The organism is Leifsonia williamsii (genome assembly GCF_030433685.1).
Taxonomy (GTDB): domain Bacteria; phylum Actinomycetota; class Actinomycetes; order Actinomycetales; family Microbacteriaceae; genus Leifsonia; species Leifsonia williamsii.
Genome location: NZ_JAROCF010000001.1, coordinates 3,656,581 through 3,673,601, shown reverse-complemented (window position 1 = coordinate 3,673,601; position 17,021 = coordinate 3,656,581). Strand labels below are relative to the sequence as shown.

The following is a 17,021-nucleotide window of genomic DNA, read 5'->3' as shown; positions in this document are numbered from 1 at the left end:
CCCCCTACACCCGCACCCCCACCGGCAGCCCCGCATCCACCAGCGGCACCTGCACCCGCGTGAATGTCCCCTTCTGGATCAGCACCCCGCGCCCTGCCGGGAACTCCGCCCGGTTCATCCGCGGCAGCGGCGTCTTGAGCAGGAGGTCGCCCTCGACCGACTCGGGCTGCAGCAGCAGGCCGCGGCGGCCGTTCTTGACCTCGCCGAGCAGCGGCCAGGAGGAGCCCCAGGCGCTGGTCTCCGCCTCCGCGACGAGGAGGTGGTCGCTGCGGCGCACGGCCCGCACCAGCTCCACGATCGCGGAGTCGGCCGGCGTCTGCAGGAAGTCGCCGATCGCCTCCACGAACACGGCGATCCTGCCCTCGGTGTCCGGGTCGGCGACCGCGGCGGCGAGGTCCTTCGCCAGCTCGGCCGCCTCCGCGGGCGTCACCGCCCTGGCCGTCCACAAGCCGGATCCCGCCAGCGGGGAGCGCGCCGAGCCCAGGTAGTACAGCCGCGTCTGCGGGTCGAAGCGGGCGACCGACGCCGCGAGCGCCGCGAGCGCGTTCGTCCGGCCGCTCGCAGGCGGACCCGCGACGAGCAGCGTCCCCGACGGCTCGAAGCCGTACGGCCCGAGGTCGATGTCGCTGAGACCGAGCACCGGCGCGCCACCGAGCGACGGCGGGAGGGTGTCGATTGCGTACTCCTTCGGCAGCGAGCCGATCTCCGGCGCCGGCCGGATGCCCGCGCGCTGCATCGCCTCGGCGAGCCGGCGCACCGCCTCCGACTGCTCCGATACGGCTCGCGAGCCGCCCAGCACGGCGACCTGCGTCTCGTAGCCGTCCACGATGGCGCGCCCGGGAGGGGAGGAAGGGCTCAGCACGTCGCTCGGCGCGTCGAGCATCGCGTACCCGTCGTCGGCGAGACGCAGCACCACGCTGCGCTGCACGAGCGAGCGGATGGCCGTCGGCACCGCGCCCGCACGGTCCCCGGTGAGCGCGACGTGCATCCCGAGCCGGCGCCCGTCCGCGAGGATGTCGCGGAACACGTCGTACCACTGCGACCGCCCTGCCGGGATCTCGAAGTCCTCGCGGAAGTTCGGGAACCCGTCGATCAGCAGCAGGATCCGCGGCTCGTCCTGCCGCCCGGTCAGCGAGCGGTACTCGGTGATGCTGGAGGCGTTGGCCTCGGCGAAGCGCGGCCCGCGGTCCTCGAGCACGGCCTTCAGCGTCCGGAACAGCCGGATGATGCGCTCGGTGTCGTCGCCAGGGATGACCGATCCGACGTGCGGCAGCTTCTCCAGCATCCGCAGGCTGCCCGCGCCGAAGTCGAGCCCGTACACGTGCACCGGCCCGCCGCGCGGCGTGATGGCGGCCGCCGACGCCAGTGTGCGGAGCACGGTCGACTTGCCAGAGCCTCCCGTGCCGTATACCGCCAGGTTGCCGTCGACATCGGGGTGGAAGTACACCGGCCGCTGCTCCTGCCGGTCGGGGATGTCGGAGACGCCCAGCAGCAGTTCGGCGTCCGTGCGCTGCCGCAGCAGCCCCAGGTCGTACACCGCGGCCAGCTCGTCGAGCCACGGCCGCCGCGGGTGCGGGATGTGCGCTGCTGCGTGCGCGGAGACGATGGAGGCGACCATCCGCTGCTGATCGGTCGGTCCGAGGTCGCGCTCCGGCTCCTCCGCCGGCCGCTCCTCCTCCCAGCGCAGCTCGCCGCCGAAGCGCAGCTCGGCGACCTCGACGCCCGCGCGCTCGGGCTCGCGGCTCGTCCAGCCGCCCGCGTACGCGGACTGGAAGCGCACCAGGCGCCCCGGACCCGTCTTGGCCAGGCCACGACCGGGAAGGCCCGGGTCGAAGTGCGCGGCGTCGGCGACGCCCACCACGTCCTGGCTGTCGGACTCGTCGGCCATCCGCAGCGCGATGCGCAGGTTGGTGTTGGCGCGGAGGTTGTCCTTGATCACGCCCGCGGGCCGCTGCGTCGCCATGATCAGGTGGATGCCGAGCGAGCGTCCGCGCTGGGCGATGTCGACCACGCCGTCCACGAACTCGGGCACCTCGCCGACCAGGGCGGCGAACTCGTCGATCACGAGCACGAGCGCGGGAGGGCTCTCCGGGTCGCCGCGCTTCTCGAGCTCCAGCAGGTCCTTGGCCTTCTTGCGGTTGAGCAGGTGCTCGCGGTGGTGCAGCTCGGCGCGGAGACTGGTGAGCGCCCGGCGCACCAGGTGCGGACTCAGGTCGGTGACGAGTCCGACGCAGTGCGGAAGGTTCACGCAGTCCGCGAAGGCCGATCCGCCCTTGTAGTCCACGAACAGGAACGTGACGCGGTCCGGGCTGTACTCGGCGGCCATCCCGAGCACCCACGCCTGCAGGAACTCGCTCTTGCCCGCGCCGGTCGTGCCGCCGACGAGCGCGTGCGGGCCCTGCGTGCGCAGGTCGAGGTGCATCGCGTCGACGCCCGCCGAGCCGATGATCGCGCGCAGCGTCCCCGGGCGGCGCTTGGCCGGCCGTGCAGCGGAGGACCGGTCGTGGATGGAGGCGTTCTGCCGCCAGCGGTCGATCACTGCTCCCGAGGTCTCGGCCAGGTCATGCCCGAGCAGGGTCACCATCGACACCGAGCGCGGGAGGTCGCTCGCGTCGGCGACCAGTGCGCCCGCGTCGATGACCGGCGCCATGCGGCGGGCGTAGTCGAGGGCGGTGCCGGCCGCGACCGGCTCGGTCACGACCTCCTCGACCGTCTCGCCCAGCCGGACGAACCCGGCCGTCGCCCGGTCCGCGCGGTCGGCGTGGTGCAGGTACGTGCGGCACACGGCCGGGAGCTGCGGCACATCCTCCGCGAGCCAGATCGGGAAGACGCCCGCGTCCGCGGCGACCTCGGCGAGCTGCACGAGGCGCGCGCGGTCGACGGCGACGTCTCCCGAGATCACGACGACGACCGCCGGGATGGGGGAGGGCGTGCCCTGCTGCGTCTGACCGCCCCCGACCTCCGCGCCGCGCTCGAGGGCCGCGCTCTCCTGGTCCATCGCGCCGCGGCGCTGGGCCTTGCCGCGGAGGGCGGCGAGCCGCTCCTCGACCAGTCCCTCCAGCGCGCTGAGCACCCCGGCCGCGCTGGACGCGCTGTCGGCGAGGTGCCCGCCGGCGATGGGGCTGTGCGGCGATGAGGTGTGCGGCATCCACTTGAGCCAGCTCAGCTCGCGCGACCAGCGCGGCGACACCAGGGCCGCGACGGCGAGTTCGGCGGGGGAGTGGAGGGCGGTGAGCTGCACGAGCACCGAGTTGACCGAGCCCGCCACGAGGTCGGCGGTTCCGGCGATGCCGAGCGCGCCCGACTCGTACAGGTTGTCGAGCACGGGCACGTCGTCGACGTACTCGTTCGCCGCGATCACCGCGTCGAGCCGCTCCTGGAACTCGACGATCAGCTCGCCGCGGTCGTTCACGGCGACACGGTTGCGCGACCGCATCCGGCCGCGCCCCAGCTGGAGGTTGAGGAACGACCAGTGCTCCGGCCGCCTGGTCCACAGCAGCGGGCCGCGGCGCACCGCGTCGGAGAGCGCGTCCGCCGTGGTCGGCGTCTCCGCCCGGCGCAGTTCGCCCTCGATGCCGCGCTCCTCCTCCAGCCGGGTCGAGAGCGCGTCGAGCCGCTGCTCGAACGCCGCGATCTGCTTCTTGAGCTTGCGCTTGTTCCGCGTGCGCGAGCTGATGTAGTTGCCGACGAGCATGATCGGCGAGAGCAGCACGAACAGCAGGGAGGTCGGGTTCTTGGTGAGCGCGAACAGCGCGCCGCCGAGCAGCAGCGGGGTGAGCATCGCCAGCAGCGGGAAGGGCGGGTCCTCCTTCTCGGCCGGCACCTCCGGCGCCTGGAAGGTCTGCCCGGCGTAGCGGCGCTCGACCCGCGGCGACCGGTTGAAGAAGACCGGCCCGGCGGTAGGAGGCGCAGCCGGCACGTCCGAGCCGATCATGACGGTCAGCTCCACCTCCGTGTCGCCGATCAGCATCGTCTCCGAGCGGCGGACCGTGAAGCGTGTGACCAGCCCGCCGTCGACCACGACGCCGTTCGCGGAGCCGAGGTCGACGACCTCGACGCCGTCGCCCGCCTCGAACCGCACATGCCGCTTCGACACCAGCGGGTCGTCGAGCACGACATCGCAGCCGGCGTCGCGACCGAGGACGGTCGTGCCGGCCCGCAGCGGGAACTCGCGGCCGGCCTGCTCGCCCGTGAGCACCCGCAGCGTCGCGACGACCGGCGCATCGCCGAGCTCCGGCGGGACGTAGTGGAGGCCGGCGTCGGCCAGTGCGACCGTGGCGCCGCTGCCGATCCACGCCTCGCCGATCGGCGCATCGGGTGGGAGGATCAGCGGCTCGGGCTGCCCGGGCAGCTGGGCCCGCAGCGTGAGCGCCTCGCCGGGTGCCACCGGGCCGGTGCGGCGGGGATCGACCCGCGCGATGGTGGCGGCGACCTCCGAGATGCTCGCGCCGGCGTCGGCGGTGACCACGATGTCGTCGGCGCTCCCGGAGGGGCGGGCGAGGGTGAGTTTCAGGCGCACGACAGCACGATACCCGCCGGGCCACGCGCAACCGGATGGGGACCGTTCCCCATCGAGGTCTGCGCCGGTCGTCGGTACATTGGACGCTGCCTGACCGAAAGGAGTCGCCGATGGGCGCGCCCGACCTGAAGCTCGACCTGCAGCTGCTCACCCAGCTCCGCGACGACCTGGACGCCGTCGTGAAGGAGTTCGAGGATGCCGACGACTTCAGCGACGACGTGGCGGAGGCGACCGGGCACGACGAGCTGGGCGACCGCGTGCACGACTTCGCGCACAAGTGGAACGACAAGCGCAAGAAGATGACCGAGAGTGTGAAGGCGCTCAAGGAGTCCATCGGGGCGATCACCGAGGGCTTCACGAAGGTCGATTCCGAGCTGGCGAAGGCGCTGGAGGACGCGGCGGCCGACGTCGCGAAGAACCACCCGGACGCGACGGCGAAGTAGGGGGCAGGGAGAGATGAGCGACAGGGAGTACGAGAAGCTCGAGGGCGACCCCGGGCTGCTGGAGTCGAAGGCCGCGCACTACGAGCAGATCGCGCACGCGATCACCCGCTCGGTGGCCGCCCTCGACCGCATCAGCGAGGTCGGCGGCATGACCAGCCAGGCGGTCGACGCGGTGAAGAAGAGCGCCGCCGAGGTCGCCGAGGACATCGGCAAGGCCCAGGACCGCTACGAGACCACCGCCACGGCGCTGACCGTGTACGCCGGCAAGCTGCGCGACGCGCAGGACGACGCCGAGACCGCCATCTCCCACATCAACTCCAAGCAGGATGCGGCCGACGCGGCCCAGCGCCAGGCGCACACCGCCCAGCAGAAGGCCGACGAGAGCACTCCGGAGGAGAAGGCGGCCAACGACACCGCCGCCTCCAACGCGGCGACCGCCGCCGGCGACGCCCTCACAGAGCTGCACGCCGCTCAGCAGGCCTGGCGCGACGCCCGCGACGCCAAGAACACGGCCGCCCACACCGCCGCCGAGGCGATCAAGGACGTCGTCGAGGGCAAGGGCAACCACGGCCTCAAGGACAGCTTCTGGGACAACTGGGGCGACGTGATCAAGAAGATCTGCGAGATCGCCGGCGTGCTCTCCATCTTCCTGTCGTGGGTGCCGATCCTCGGCCAGATCCTCCTCGTGCTCGCCGTCGTCGGCGCCGTGATCAGCCTGGTCGAGAGCGTGATCAAGGCCATGAACGGCGACGGCAGCTGGGTCGACGTGGCCTTCGCCGCGGTCGGCGTTGTGCTGGCCGTGTTCGGCGGCAACATCGGCAAGTACATCGCGAAGCTCGTGAAGGCGAAGGGCCTGACCGTGGCGATGAAGCTCCCGCGCCGCCAGTTCAAGGCGCTCACCGGCATCACGAAGGGCAAGAAGGCGGCCGCCCTCAAGGACGTGCAGGCGATGGTCGGCTCGCCGAAGGCCCTCCCCAACGTGATGAAGGAGGTGTTCGGCACCAACCCCTTCAAGATCACGCCCGCCTCGGAGGGGCTGATGAAGCTGCGCACCAACCCGCTCGGCCTCGTCGGCTTCGACAACCCGCAGTTCGCCAAGGAGATCGCCGACCAGATCCCGATGGGCTACAAGGTCGCCCTCGGCGTGTGGAACTACCGGGTGGTCGCGGGCAAGCTCGAGACGTTCACGAACAACCCGTTCGACCAGAGTGACAAGCCCGTCTCGCTGAAGCCGGACTCCATCGCCAAGGACCTCGCCAACGGCCGACTCCCGAAGTGGACGCTCGGCTAGGGTGGGCGGCATGGCACCCGGTATCCGCGACTTCTCCGTCTCCATCCCCGAGGGCTTCTACCCGATGCTCCTCGACGACGAGGTGGCCAGCGAGGACTGGGCGCGTGATGTCGTCGCGCGCGCGACGACGGACCTCGGCAGCGCGGACCATGAGGGGGCGGTGGAGGCGGAGCTCGCCGAGCTGCGCCTCCGACTGCTCGCGCAGCTCAACCCGTACCTCACGGCCGCGGTCTACCTGCGCCCCGAGCACTTCCTCAGCGTGGGCGCGGTGATGACCTTCCAGGTCGCCGGCGTCGAGCCCGACCAGGACGCCGCGTGGTTCCTGCGCGAGGCGCGCGAGCTCGCGGGCGATCCGGACGCCGAGGGCACGACCATCCTCTTCGACGGCTGGGAGCACGTCATCCCGAGCGGCCGTCTCGCAGGCATCCACCAGGTGGTCGAGTACCTCGACGACCCGGCGGAGCCCGGCGAAGCCCCCGAGGAGGGCTGGGTTGAGGCGCGCACCGTGTTCGGCGTCTTCCCGCAGGGCGCCGACGAGATGGTCCACTTCACCTTCACGACGGCCGACCTCAACGCCTTCGGCGACATGCCGGCCGAGACCGAGAGCATCGTCGCCTCCCTGTCGATCGAGCTCGAGCAGTGACAGGGAGCGCCGTGACCAGGCAGCTGTCGTTCCAGGAGGCCGACCTCAGCATCATCCTTCCCGGCACCTGGGTCTCGGTGCCCCTCGCGGGCGACGAGACCGCACGCAATCAGATCGCCGCCTTCGTCAAGAAGCAGGTCGGCATGAACGACCGCTTGGCGCGCGTCCGCCGCGATGCACGCGAGCAGCTGATCGGCATGGCGGCGGCGGCGAAGGAGGCCGGTGCCTTCCGCGTCGGCCTCTCGCTCGAGATCCTCCCCGGCGTGCCGTTCCCCGCCGCCATGGTCATGGACTTCTCGCCCTGGCCGCCCACGGCGGCTGGGGACGACGGCGACCTCGCCGCCCGGCTCGCCCGCGCCTTCCCCGAGGCCGAGCAGCTCGACCTCGACGCCGGCCCCGCCGCGCGCTCCTCCGACGTCGCGCAGCTGAAGGTCGGAGCCGAGACCACGCAGGACGTCAAGCTGGAGTACTGGCTGCCCGTCCCGGACGGCAGCCGTCTGCTGCACGTCACCGTCGACGTGCCGTCGCCCGGCGATCCGCTGCTCTACACCGAGCTCTTCGACGCGATCGTGGACTCGGTGCGCTGGACGCCCGTCTCCTGACCCCGTTCTCCACAGACCCCGCTGGGCCGGCGCCATCCACATGGGGAGTCCTCCCCATTCCGGTCGGCAACCGGTCCTGGTTAGGTAGAGGTAGCTGGTCGGCCCGGGGGGTTCGACCTCAAGGGACCAACCTCAGCGACAACGAAGGGATAACACCGTCATGGCCAACATGAACGTCACCTACGGCGAGATGACCGATGCCGCCAACCGCCTGATCTCGGGCAAGGACGACATCACCGCCAAGCTCCACGAGCTGCAGAACCTCGTCAACGGCCTCGTCAACGGCGGCTTCGTCACCGACCAGGCCTCCGGCGCCTTCCACACCTCCTACGAGCAGTTCACCAAGGGCACGACGGACGCCGTGAGCGGCCTCGACGGCATGTCGCAGTTCCTCACCAAGGCGGCCGACGCCCTGCAGAACGTCGACAGCGAGCTCGCCAAGGGCATCGGCGGCTGAGCCGCTCCGCACGCTCGCGAAAGGGCGGCCGTCCCCCGGGGCGGCCGCCCTTTCGCCGTGCGCGGACAGGCCGCTAGCACACCCGCTCTCATTTGACCGGTAAAGGCGCGGACGATAGTATTTATCGGGTGTGCGCTCTGTCGCGCGCTTGTTCCGTGCCCGCGATCGCCTCCGAGCGAACGAGGGCGGGGGATGCGCGAGCCGGCACGTACTCATCCGATGGGCAGGGAGACCGCACGGGATCCCCGCCCCCACGGCATATCGGCAGGCGGACCATCTGCTCGCCAGCCGATCACCCCCGCGACCACGAACAGCCCGCACCGGACATCCGGAACCGGGCCGGTCGCCCGCGGGAAAGCAACACCTGTCACCGTGCAGTCCATATAAGGAGAAGTAGTGCCTACCATTCAGCAGTTGGTGCGGAAGGGTCGGTCGCCGAAGGTCACCAAGACCAAGGCCCCCGCCCTGAAGGCCAACCCCCAGCAGCGCGGCGTGTGCACCCGCGTCTACACCACCACCCCCAAGAAGCCGAACTCGGCGCTCCGCAAGGTCGCCCGCGTGAAGCTGTCGAACGGGACCGAGGTCACCGCCTACATCCCCGGTGAGGGCCACAACCTGCAGGAGCACTCGATGGTGCTCGTCCGCGGCGGTCGTGTGAAGGACCTCCCCGGCGTGCGCTACAAGATCGTGCGCGGCGCGCTCGACACCCAGGCCGTGAAGAACCGCAAGCAGGCTCGCAGCCGCTACGGCGCGAAGATGGAGAAGAAGTAATGCCTCGCAAGGGTCCCGCTCCGAAGCGCCCCGTCGTCGCCGACCCGGTGTACGGCGCGCCGGTCGTCAGCCAGCTCGTCAACAAGATCCTCCTCGACGGCAAGAAGGGCCTCGCCGAGCGCATCGTCTACGACGCGCTCGAGGGCGTCGCCTCGAAGTCCGGTCAGGACGCCGTCACCACGCTCAAGAAGGCGCTCGACAACATCCGCCCGACCCTCGAGGTCCGCAGCCGCCGCGTCGGTGGCTCGACCTACCAGGTCCCGGTCGAGGTCAAGCCGCACCGCGCCAACACCCTCGCGCTCCGCTGGCTCACCAGCTACGCCAAGGGCCGTCGCGAGAAGACGATGACCGAGCGTCTCACCAACGAGATCCTCGACGCGTCGAACGGTCTCGGTGCCGCGGTCAAGCGCCGCGAGGACACCCACAAGATGGCCGAGTCGAACAAGGCCTTCGCCCACTACCGCTGGTAATAAAACTGGCCGCCCGGGCGTTATACCAATGCGTGCCGCGCCCGGGCGGCACAGCTTCCACTCTCTACTTTTCGGAGGAACCCTGTGGCACAGGACGTGCTCACCGACCTGAAAAAGGTCCGCAACATCGGCATCATGGCCCACATCGATGCCGGCAAGACCACCACGACCGAGCGCATCCTGTTCTACACGGGCGTCAACCACAAGATCGGTGAGACGCACGACGGCGCCTCGACCACCGACTGGATGGAGCAGGAGAAGGAGCGCGGCATCACCATCACGTCCGCGGCCGTCACCTGTTTCTGGAACAAGAACCAGATCAACATCATCGACACGCCCGGTCACGTCGACTTCACCGTCGAGGTGGAGCGCTCGCTCCGCGTCCTCGACGGCGCCGTCGCCGTGTTCGACGCGAAGGAGGGCGTCGAGCCCCAGTCGGAGACCGTGTGGCGTCAGGCCGACAAGTACGTCGTCCCGCGCATCTGCTTCGTCAACAAGATGGACAAGCTGGGCGCCGACTTCTACTTCACGGTCGACACCATCGTGTCGCGCCTCGGCGCCAAGCCGCTGGTGATGCAGCTCCCGATCGGTTCCGAGTCCGACTTCGTCGGCGTCGTCGACCTCATCGAGATGCGTGCGCTGGTCTGGCCGGGCGACGCCAAGGGTGATGTCACCATGGGCGCCAAGTACGAGGTCCAGGAGATCCCCGCCGACCTCAAGGAGAAGGCGGAGGAGTACCGCAACCGCCTGCTCGAGACCGTCGCCGAGAGCGACGACGTGCTGCTCGAGAAGTTCTTCGGCGGCGAGGAGATCACGGTCCCCGAGATCAAGGCCGCGATCCGCAAGCTCACCGTGAACAACGAGATCTACCCGGTCCTCTGCGGCTCGGCGTTCAAGAACCGCGGTGTCCAGCCGATGCTCGACGCCGTGATCGACTACCTCCCGTCGCCGCTCGACGTGCCCGCCATCGAGGCGCACAACCCGCGCAACGAGGAGGAGGTCATCCTCCGTCACGCCGACGCCACCGAGCCGTTCGCGGCCCTGGCGTTCAAGGTCGCGGTGCACCCGTTCTTCGGTCGTCTGACCTACGTGCGCGTGTACTCGGGCCGCCTCGACTCCGGCGCCCAGGTCATCAACTCGACCAAGGGCAAGAAGGAGCGCATCGGCAAGATCTTCCAGATGCACGCCAACAAGGAGATCCCGATCGACTCGGTCACCGCCGGCAACATCTACGCGGTGATCGGCCTCAAGGACACCACCACCGGTGACACCCTGTGCGACCCGGACAACCAGGTCGTGCTCGAGTCGATGACCTTCCCGGAGCCGGTGATCGAGGTCGCGATCGAGCCGAAGACCAAGGCCGACCAGGAGAAGCTGGGCACCGCGATCCAGAAGCTGGCCGAAGAGGACCCGACGTTCCGCACCGAGCAGAACCAGGAGACCGGTCAGACGGTCATCAAGGGCATGGGCGAGCTCCACCTCGACATCCTCGTCGACCGCATGAAGCGCGAGTTCAACGTCGAGGCGAACGTCGGCAAGCCCCAGGTGGCCTACCGTGAGACGATCCGTCGCGCCGTCGAGAAGTACGACTACACCCACAAGAAGCAGACCGGTGGTTCCGGTCAGTTCGCGAAGGTGCAGATCTCGCTCGAGCCGATGGAGGTCACCCCGGAGACCTCGTACGAGTTCGTGAACGCCGTCACCGGTGGTCGCGTGCCGCGCGAGTACATCCCCTCGGTCGACGCGGGCATCCAGGACGCGATGCAGGTCGGCGTTCTCGCCGGCTTCCCGACGGTGGGCGTCAAGGCGACGCTCGTCGACGGTGCGTCGCACGACGTCGACTCCTCGGAGATGGCGTTCAAGATCGCCGGCTCGATGGCCTACAAGGAGGCCGCGCGCAAGGCCAACCCGGTGCTCCTCGAGCCGCTCATGGCGGTCGAGGTGCGTACGCCGGAGGAGTACATGGGCGACGTCATCGGCGACCTGAACTCCCGCCGTGGCCAGATCCAGTCGATGGAGGACGCGAGCGGCGTCAAGGTCGTCCGCGCCAACGTCCCGCTGTCCGAGATGTTCGGCTACATCGGCGACCTGCGGTCGAAGACCTCGGGCCGCGCGGTGTACTCGATGCAGTTCGACAGCTACGCGGAGGTCCCGAAGGCTGTTGCCGACGAGATCGTCCAGAAGAGCAAGGGCGAGTGACCTCGGTCGCTGCTCCCAGGCAACATCCCGTAACATAAGAAACCAATCCCGTAGACCCGCCGGTCGAAATCCATCGACCGGGGTGTCTGCACGAGAGTCCTGAGGAGGACCACAGTGGCTAAGGCCAAGTTCGAGCGGACTAAGCCGCACGTGAACATCGGAACCATCGGTCACGTCGACCACGGCAAGACGACGCTCACCGCGGCGATCTCCAAGGTGCTTGCTGACAAGTACCCGTCGGCGACCAACGTGCAGCGCGACTTCGCGTCGATCGACTCGGCTCCGGAAGAGCGTCAGCGTGGTATCACGATCAACATCTCGCACGTCGAGTACGAGACCCCGAAGCGCCACTACGCGCACGTCGACGCCCCGGGTCACGCCGACTACATCAAGAACATGATCACCGGTGCGGCTCAGATGGACGGCGCGATCCTCGTGGTCGCCGCCACCGACGGCCCGATGGCTCAGACGCGTGAGCACGTCCTGCTCGCCAAGCAGGTCGGCGTGCCGTACCTCCTGGTCGCGCTGAACAAGTCCGACATGGTCGACGACGAGGAGATCCTGGAGCTCGTCGAGCTCGAGGTCCGCGAGCTGCTCTCCAGCCAGGACTTCGACGGCGACAACGCCCCGGTCATCCGCGTCTCGGGCCTCAAGGCTCTCGAGGGCGACGAGAAGTGGACCCAGAGCATCCTCGACCTCATGGAGGCCGTGGACGACTCCATCCCGGACCCGGTGCGCGACAAGGACAAGCCGTTCCTGATGCCGATCGAGGACGTCTTCACGATCACCGGTCGTGGCACCGTCGTCACCGGTCGCGCCGAGCGCGGCACCCTGGCCATCAACTCCGAGGTCGAGATCGTCGGCATCCGCCCGACGCAGAAGACCACGGTCACCGGTATCGAGATGTTCCACAAGCAGCTCGACGAGGCCTGGGCCGGCGAGAACTGTGGTCTGCTCCTCCGCGGCACCAAGCGCGAGGACGTGGAGCGCGGTCAGGTCGTGGCGAAGCCGGGTTCGGTTACCCCGCACACCAACTTCGAGGGCACCGCCTACATCCTCTCGAAGGACGAGGGTGGCCGTCACAACCCCTTCTACACGAACTACCGTCCGCAGTTCTACTTCCGTACCACCGACGTCACCGGCGTCATCTCGCTGCCCGAGGGCACCGAGATGGTCATGCCCGGCGACACCACCGACATGTCGGTCGAGCTGATCCAGCCGATCGCCATGGAGGAGGGCCTCGGCTTCGCCATCCGTGAGGGTGGCCGCACCGTGGGCGCCGGTACGGTGACCAAGATCATCAAGTAAGTCTCCGGACTCACTCGGAAGAGGGTCGGGCCTTCGGGCCCGGCCCTTTTCTGCAACTCCGGCTGTTCTCCAGCCGTCCCCCCACGCTTCGGTGCCCCCGAAGTGGTCCGATTACATTACGTATATTGAATGCGCCTAGCGTGCTGCCCATGCAACGCACGTCACGCCTTCTCTCCGCTGCGGGCTCTGCTCTCGTGGTGCTCCCGCTCGTTCTCGTCGGCGCCCCTGCGGACGCCTCGCCCGGCCAACTGATCACCGACGCATCGTCGACGACGCCGGACGCCCTGGCCGCCTTCCTCGTCGGAGCCGGTGTCGAGGTCACCGATGCCCGGATCACGGGCGCCCCGGAGGCCATCGGCTCGTTCTCGGGCATGTCGGCTCTCGGTGTCCCGTCCGGCGTCGCTCTGAGCACGGGCCGGGTCTCGTCGCTCCCGGGCCCCTACGGCCAGCCCGTCGTCTCCGGCATCCTGGGGACGCCGGGGGATGCGGACATCGAAGCCCTCGTCGGTGCCCGCACGCTCGACGCCGCCGCCTTGGAGTTCGACTTCCGCCCGACGACGGATTCGATCGCCTTCACCTACGTCTTCGGCTCCATGGAGTACCCGGAGTGGGTGGACAAGAGCTTCAACGACGCTTTCGCGTTCATCATCGACGGCCAGAACTGCGCCCTCATCGACGGCAAGCCCGTCTCCGTCGACACGATCAATGACCACATGAACGCGGACCACTACGTCGACAACGCCTCGGGCAGCGCCGACACCACCCTCGACGCCTTCACGACGCCGCTCACCTGCGCTGCTTCGGTCCACCCGGGGGAGTGGAACCACGCGAAGCTCGTCATCGCCGACACCGTCGACGGCCTCTACGACTCGACCGTCCTCATCGCCGCCCACAGCTTCCACGCGAACAGCGCCCCGACCGCGGCGTACCTCTCCCTGAGCGTCGTCAGCGGCACCTCCCTCGCGTTCGACTACCCCGGCGAGGACGCTGACGGCGACGAGCTCTCCTACGAGGTGGTCGAGTCGCCCACGCAGGGCGACCTGGCCCCCACTCCGACCGGCGCCGTCTACACCCCCGCCCCCGCCTTCGTCGGCACCGACTCCTTCGCTTACCGCGTCTCCGACGGCATCACCACCTCCCCCGCCTACACCGCCACCATCGAGGTCACCCCGGCCGCCGCGATCCCCACGAGCCCCACCCCTCCTCCGACCCCGGCCCCGACCACCCCGGCCCCCACCCCGACTCCAACTCCGACGTCTCCGGCCCCCACGAGCCCGTCCCCAGCCCCTAGTACGCCGACCCCCACGCCGAGCACCTCCACTCCGGAGCCCGCCCCTGGCGCCGCTGCGCCGTCGGCGCCTGGCACGCCGCTCATCCCCAGTGTGCCCCCTGCTGACGCAGGCCTCGCCGGCCCCGGTTCGCACTCGGGCCACGACCGCGCTTCACTCCTCCCTTCGTCTGCCATTGCGCCCACCACCCGGCTCCCGCAGACCGGCTCGGACACCGCCGTGACCGTGTCCCTCACCACGGCGATCGGGCTCATCGTCGCCCTCGGCGGCGCCGGCCTCGCAGCTCTGTCGGCGAGGCGTCGGCCCGTCCCTGGGAATCCTGCAAAAGGGGTTCACCTTTCGCCGCGCCGGTCGCAGAATTGACGCACCGTTCAACCGAGCGGATCCGCCGATGAAGGGAGACAGCCTATGGTGAGCCTGTACCTCGCAAACCAGCACAAGCCGCTGACCGGATCACGGACGGAGAGTTCGGGAGCCGCCTGAGCGGTTTGAATCCAACTTCAGGCGTGGCGGCGCGAGGCGCCACGCGAGCGGGGCCCGGCGAGTCCGGCCCCGCTCCCTCATGTGAGGGCATCCGGCACCGCACCCGCACCCGCACCCGTAGCCGCATCACCCCGCCTCCAGCCGGACGCCGTCCCCCGCCTCCAGCGGAACGCCGTGCGCCGCCAGCAGCTCCCGCATCCGGTGCAGGTCCCTCCCGGCGTCCCACCCCCACCGCATCACCCGGAACCCGGCCCGTTCCAGACGCTCCTCGCGCACCCGTCGGTCCGCGACGGCGTCGATCATCGACCGGTCGCGCAGCATCGCCGGGTCCAGCAGCTTCTCGGCGCCGTCGGCCTCCCCGATCAGCCCGAGCTGCGGCCAGCAGAAGTCGACACGCGCCTCCCATCCGAGGAGGTCACCGACCGGCACCTGCAGTTCCGGCGGCGGCGCTCCGGCCAGCGCGAGCGTGACCCTGCTCACCGACTCCAACGGCGACTCCGCGCGACCGTCCGCGAAGCGAGCCGCCGCCTCCGCACGCGATGCCCCCGACGGCTCGACCCACACCGCCTCGCGCAGCAGTTCCTCCCGATCGGCGAGCGGCCGACGCGATCCGAAGGCACCGGCCGACAATGCGAAGTCCGCAGCCACGACGCCGCCGCTGTACGACGTGCGCGCCGCGAGATCCATCACCGTCCGGGCCGCCGACGTGACCTGAAGCCCCCGGACGCACACCACCTCCGGGTCGCCGAGCCGCGGCAGCCGCACGACGCCGCGATCGGCCCCGGCACGCTCATTCGCCGACAGCACGTGGATCGACCGCGGCGGATCGAGAAGCAGCGGCAGCCCGTGGATGACAGCCGCCGACCAGTGACAGAACACGGGAGGAACGCGCCGGGTGGAGGCGAACCCCCGCAGCCTCTCGAGGTGGTCGTCGCGAGCGTGCCGGCGAGCGAGGTGCCGCCGCGTCGCCTCCCGTTGCGGATGCACAGCGTGGTCGTGGATGGAGGCGGAGCGGACGGCGTGCACACGTGAATCGGTCATGCATCGAGCATCGCGAGAACGCAAACCCCACGGTCGGCCAGCACTGAATCTGTGGATAATCTCCCCAAGAGACAGCCATGTGGACATCCCTCGTACCGCGCACGCACCGCCCGCGACACGCCCGGGTTGCAGCATCCCGGCGTATCTGGCAAACTAGTTGGGTTCAACATTCCGGAACGAGCGTGCTCACGCGCGCTTCGACCGGATCACTGCCAGGCAGTGCATAGCCCACCGCGAGGCCTCGAGGACCAGGTTCCAGGACGAGCGGCGAGAGGTTAGGCCGCAGGCAGCAGGACACGCTCAATCCGACCACACGGGAGAACAGGGGCTACCCCTGTGCCTCGCGCGGTCCGAGCCCAGGCGACACGCCCGGGCGCGGGGGTCGGGAGTTGACAGAAGAATAGTGGCGTTCCCAATGCGTTCGTCGCACCGCGTCCAATGCGCGGCGGGTCTCCCCGGAGATCAGGTCGTGTACGACGCCATAACAAGAGAGAGAGTCAGACATGGCGGGACAGAAGATCCGCATCCGGCTTAAGTCGTATGACCACGAAGTCATCGACACCTCGGCTCGCAAGATCGTCGACACGGTGACCCGTGCCGGTGCGACCGTGGTGGGCCCGGTGCCCCTTCCCACCGAGAAGAACGTGGTGGTCGTCATCCGTTCGCCCCACAAGTACAAGGACAGCCGCGAGCACTTCGAGATGCGCACGCACAAGCGGCTGATCGACATCATCGACCCGACGCCGAAGGCCGTCGACTCGCTCATGCGTCTCGACCTCCCGGCCGACGTCAACATCGAGATCAAGCTGTAAGGGGGAGTGCCACTATGCCTAACACCAACAGCACTTCCAACGTGACCAAGACCTCCAAGGGCCTGCTCGGCAAGAAGCTCGGCATGACCCAGGTCTGGGACGAGAACAACCGTCTCATCCCCGTCACCGTCATCGAGATCACGCCGAACGTCGTGACGCAGGTCCGCACCCCCGAGGCCGACGGCTACAACGCCGTCCAGATCGCCTACGGCCAGATCGACCCGCGCAAGGTGAACAAGCCGTCCGCCGGCCACTTCGACAAGGCGGGCGTGACCCCGCGTCGTCACCTCACCGAGGTCCGCACCGCCGACGCCGCCGACTACGCGGCCGGCCAGGAGCTCACCGTGGACGGCACCTTCGAGGTCGGCCAGCTGGTCGACGTCGTCGGCACCTCCAAGGGCAAGGGCTTCGCCGGTGTCATGAAGCGCCACAACTTCCAGGGCGTCTCCGCCTCGCACGGTGCGCACCGCAACCACCGCAAGCCGGGCTCCATCGGAGCCTCCTCGACCCCGAGCCGTGTCTTCAAGGGCATGCGCATGGCCGGTCGTATGGGTGGCGAGCGCGTCACCGTCCTGAACCTCAAGGTGCAGGCGATCGACGCCGAGAAGGGTCTGCTGCTCGTCAAGGGCGCCGTCCCCGGTGCTCGTGGCCGCATCGTTTTCGTCCGCAACGCAGTGAAGGGGGCCTAAGGTA

General features: G+C 69.4%; 14 protein-coding genes. 12 read left to right on the top strand and 2 right to left on the bottom strand.

Annotated elements, in window-relative coordinates; genetic code table 11:
* Positions 1 to 4: 4 nt before the first annotated feature.
* Positions 5 to 4,519, bottom strand: coding sequence for a type VII secretion EssC family protein (locus P5G50_RS17435; RefSeq protein ID WP_301212348.1), 4,515 nt, complete (start codon positions 4,517 to 4,519; stop codon positions 5 to 7).
* 110 nt (positions 4,520 to 4,629) lie between these two features.
* Between P5G50_RS17435 and P5G50_RS17430 the strand changes: the two genes are divergently transcribed.
* The 10 genes from P5G50_RS17430 (at position 4,630) to P5G50_RS17385 (ending at position 14,355) form a co-directional block, all read left to right on the top strand.
* Positions 4,630 to 4,962 (top strand): hypothetical protein, encoded by a 333-nt coding sequence (locus P5G50_RS17430; RefSeq protein WP_301212347.1) that lies wholly within the window; start codon positions 4,630 to 4,632, stop codon positions 4,960 to 4,962.
* A gap of 13 nt (positions 4,963 to 4,975) precedes the next feature.
* The gene (locus P5G50_RS17425; RefSeq protein WP_301212346.1) at positions 4,976 to 6,253 is read left to right on the top strand and encodes a putative T7SS-secreted protein; all 1,278 of its coding nucleotides are present in this window, start codon (positions 4,976 to 4,978) and stop codon (positions 6,251 to 6,253) included.
* 10 nt (positions 6,254 to 6,263) lie between these two features.
* Entirely contained in the window at positions 6,264 to 6,896 is a 633-nt protein-coding gene (locus P5G50_RS17420; protein WP_301212345.1) for a hypothetical protein, read from the top strand.
* Positions 6,897 to 6,907: 11 nt separating this feature from the next.
* Complete coding sequence (locus P5G50_RS17415) at positions 6,908 to 7,498, top strand: hypothetical protein (protein ID WP_301212344.1); 591 nt, start codon at positions 6,908 to 6,910, stop codon at positions 7,496 to 7,498.
* A gap of 160 nt (positions 7,499 to 7,658) precedes the next feature.
* Positions 7,659 to 7,955, top strand: coding sequence for a WXG100 family type VII secretion target (locus tag P5G50_RS17410; RefSeq protein WP_301212342.1), 297 nt, complete (start codon positions 7,659 to 7,661; stop codon positions 7,953 to 7,955).
* A gap of 396 nt (positions 7,956 to 8,351) precedes the next feature.
* A complete protein-coding gene (gene rpsL, locus P5G50_RS17405; protein WP_055787040.1) occupies positions 8,352 to 8,726 on the top strand; it encodes a 30S ribosomal protein S12 in 375 nt (124 codons plus the stop codon).
* Positions 8,726 to 9,196 carry a 30S ribosomal protein S7 gene (gene rpsG / locus P5G50_RS17400; protein ID WP_301212339.1) on the top strand — a complete coding sequence of 157 codons (471 nt, stop codon included), beginning with the start codon at positions 8,726 to 8,728 and terminating at the stop codon, positions 9,194 to 9,196. Before rpsL ends, rpsG begins: the two co-directional genes overlap by 1 nt.
* Positions 9,197 to 9,280: 84 nt before the next feature.
* Entirely contained in the window at positions 9,281 to 11,395 is a 2,115-nt protein-coding gene (fusA, locus tag P5G50_RS17395) for an elongation factor G (RefSeq protein ID WP_301212338.1), read from the top strand.
* A 114-nt stretch (positions 11,396 to 11,509) separates the two neighbouring features.
* Entirely contained in the window at positions 11,510 to 12,703 is a 1,194-nt protein-coding gene (gene tuf / locus P5G50_RS17390; protein ID WP_301212336.1) for an elongation factor Tu, read from the top strand.
* Positions 12,704 to 12,852: 149 nt separating this feature from the next.
* Positions 12,853 to 14,355 (top strand): choice-of-anchor L domain-containing protein, encoded by a 1,503-nt coding sequence (locus P5G50_RS17385; RefSeq protein WP_301212335.1) that lies wholly within the window; start codon positions 12,853 to 12,855, stop codon positions 14,353 to 14,355.
* A gap of 246 nt (positions 14,356 to 14,601) precedes the next feature.
* On the opposite strand, the gene P5G50_RS17380 is transcribed toward P5G50_RS17385, so the two are convergent.
* A complete protein-coding gene (locus P5G50_RS17380) occupies positions 14,602 to 15,516 on the bottom strand; it encodes a hypothetical protein (RefSeq protein WP_301212334.1) in 915 nt (304 codons plus the stop codon).
* Positions 15,517 to 16,019: 503 nt separating this feature from the next.
* Here P5G50_RS17380 and rpsJ point away from each other — a divergent pair.
* Positions 16,020 to 16,328 carry a 30S ribosomal protein S10 gene (gene rpsJ, locus P5G50_RS17375; RefSeq protein ID WP_018191969.1) on the top strand — a complete coding sequence of 103 codons (309 nt, stop codon included), beginning with the start codon at positions 16,020 to 16,022 and terminating at the stop codon, positions 16,326 to 16,328.
* Positions 16,329 to 16,342: 14 nt separating this feature from the next.
* A complete protein-coding gene (rplC, locus tag P5G50_RS17370) occupies positions 16,343 to 17,017 on the top strand; it encodes a 50S ribosomal protein L3 (protein ID WP_301212333.1) in 675 nt (224 codons plus the stop codon).
* Positions 17,018 to 17,021: the final 4 nt, after the last annotated feature.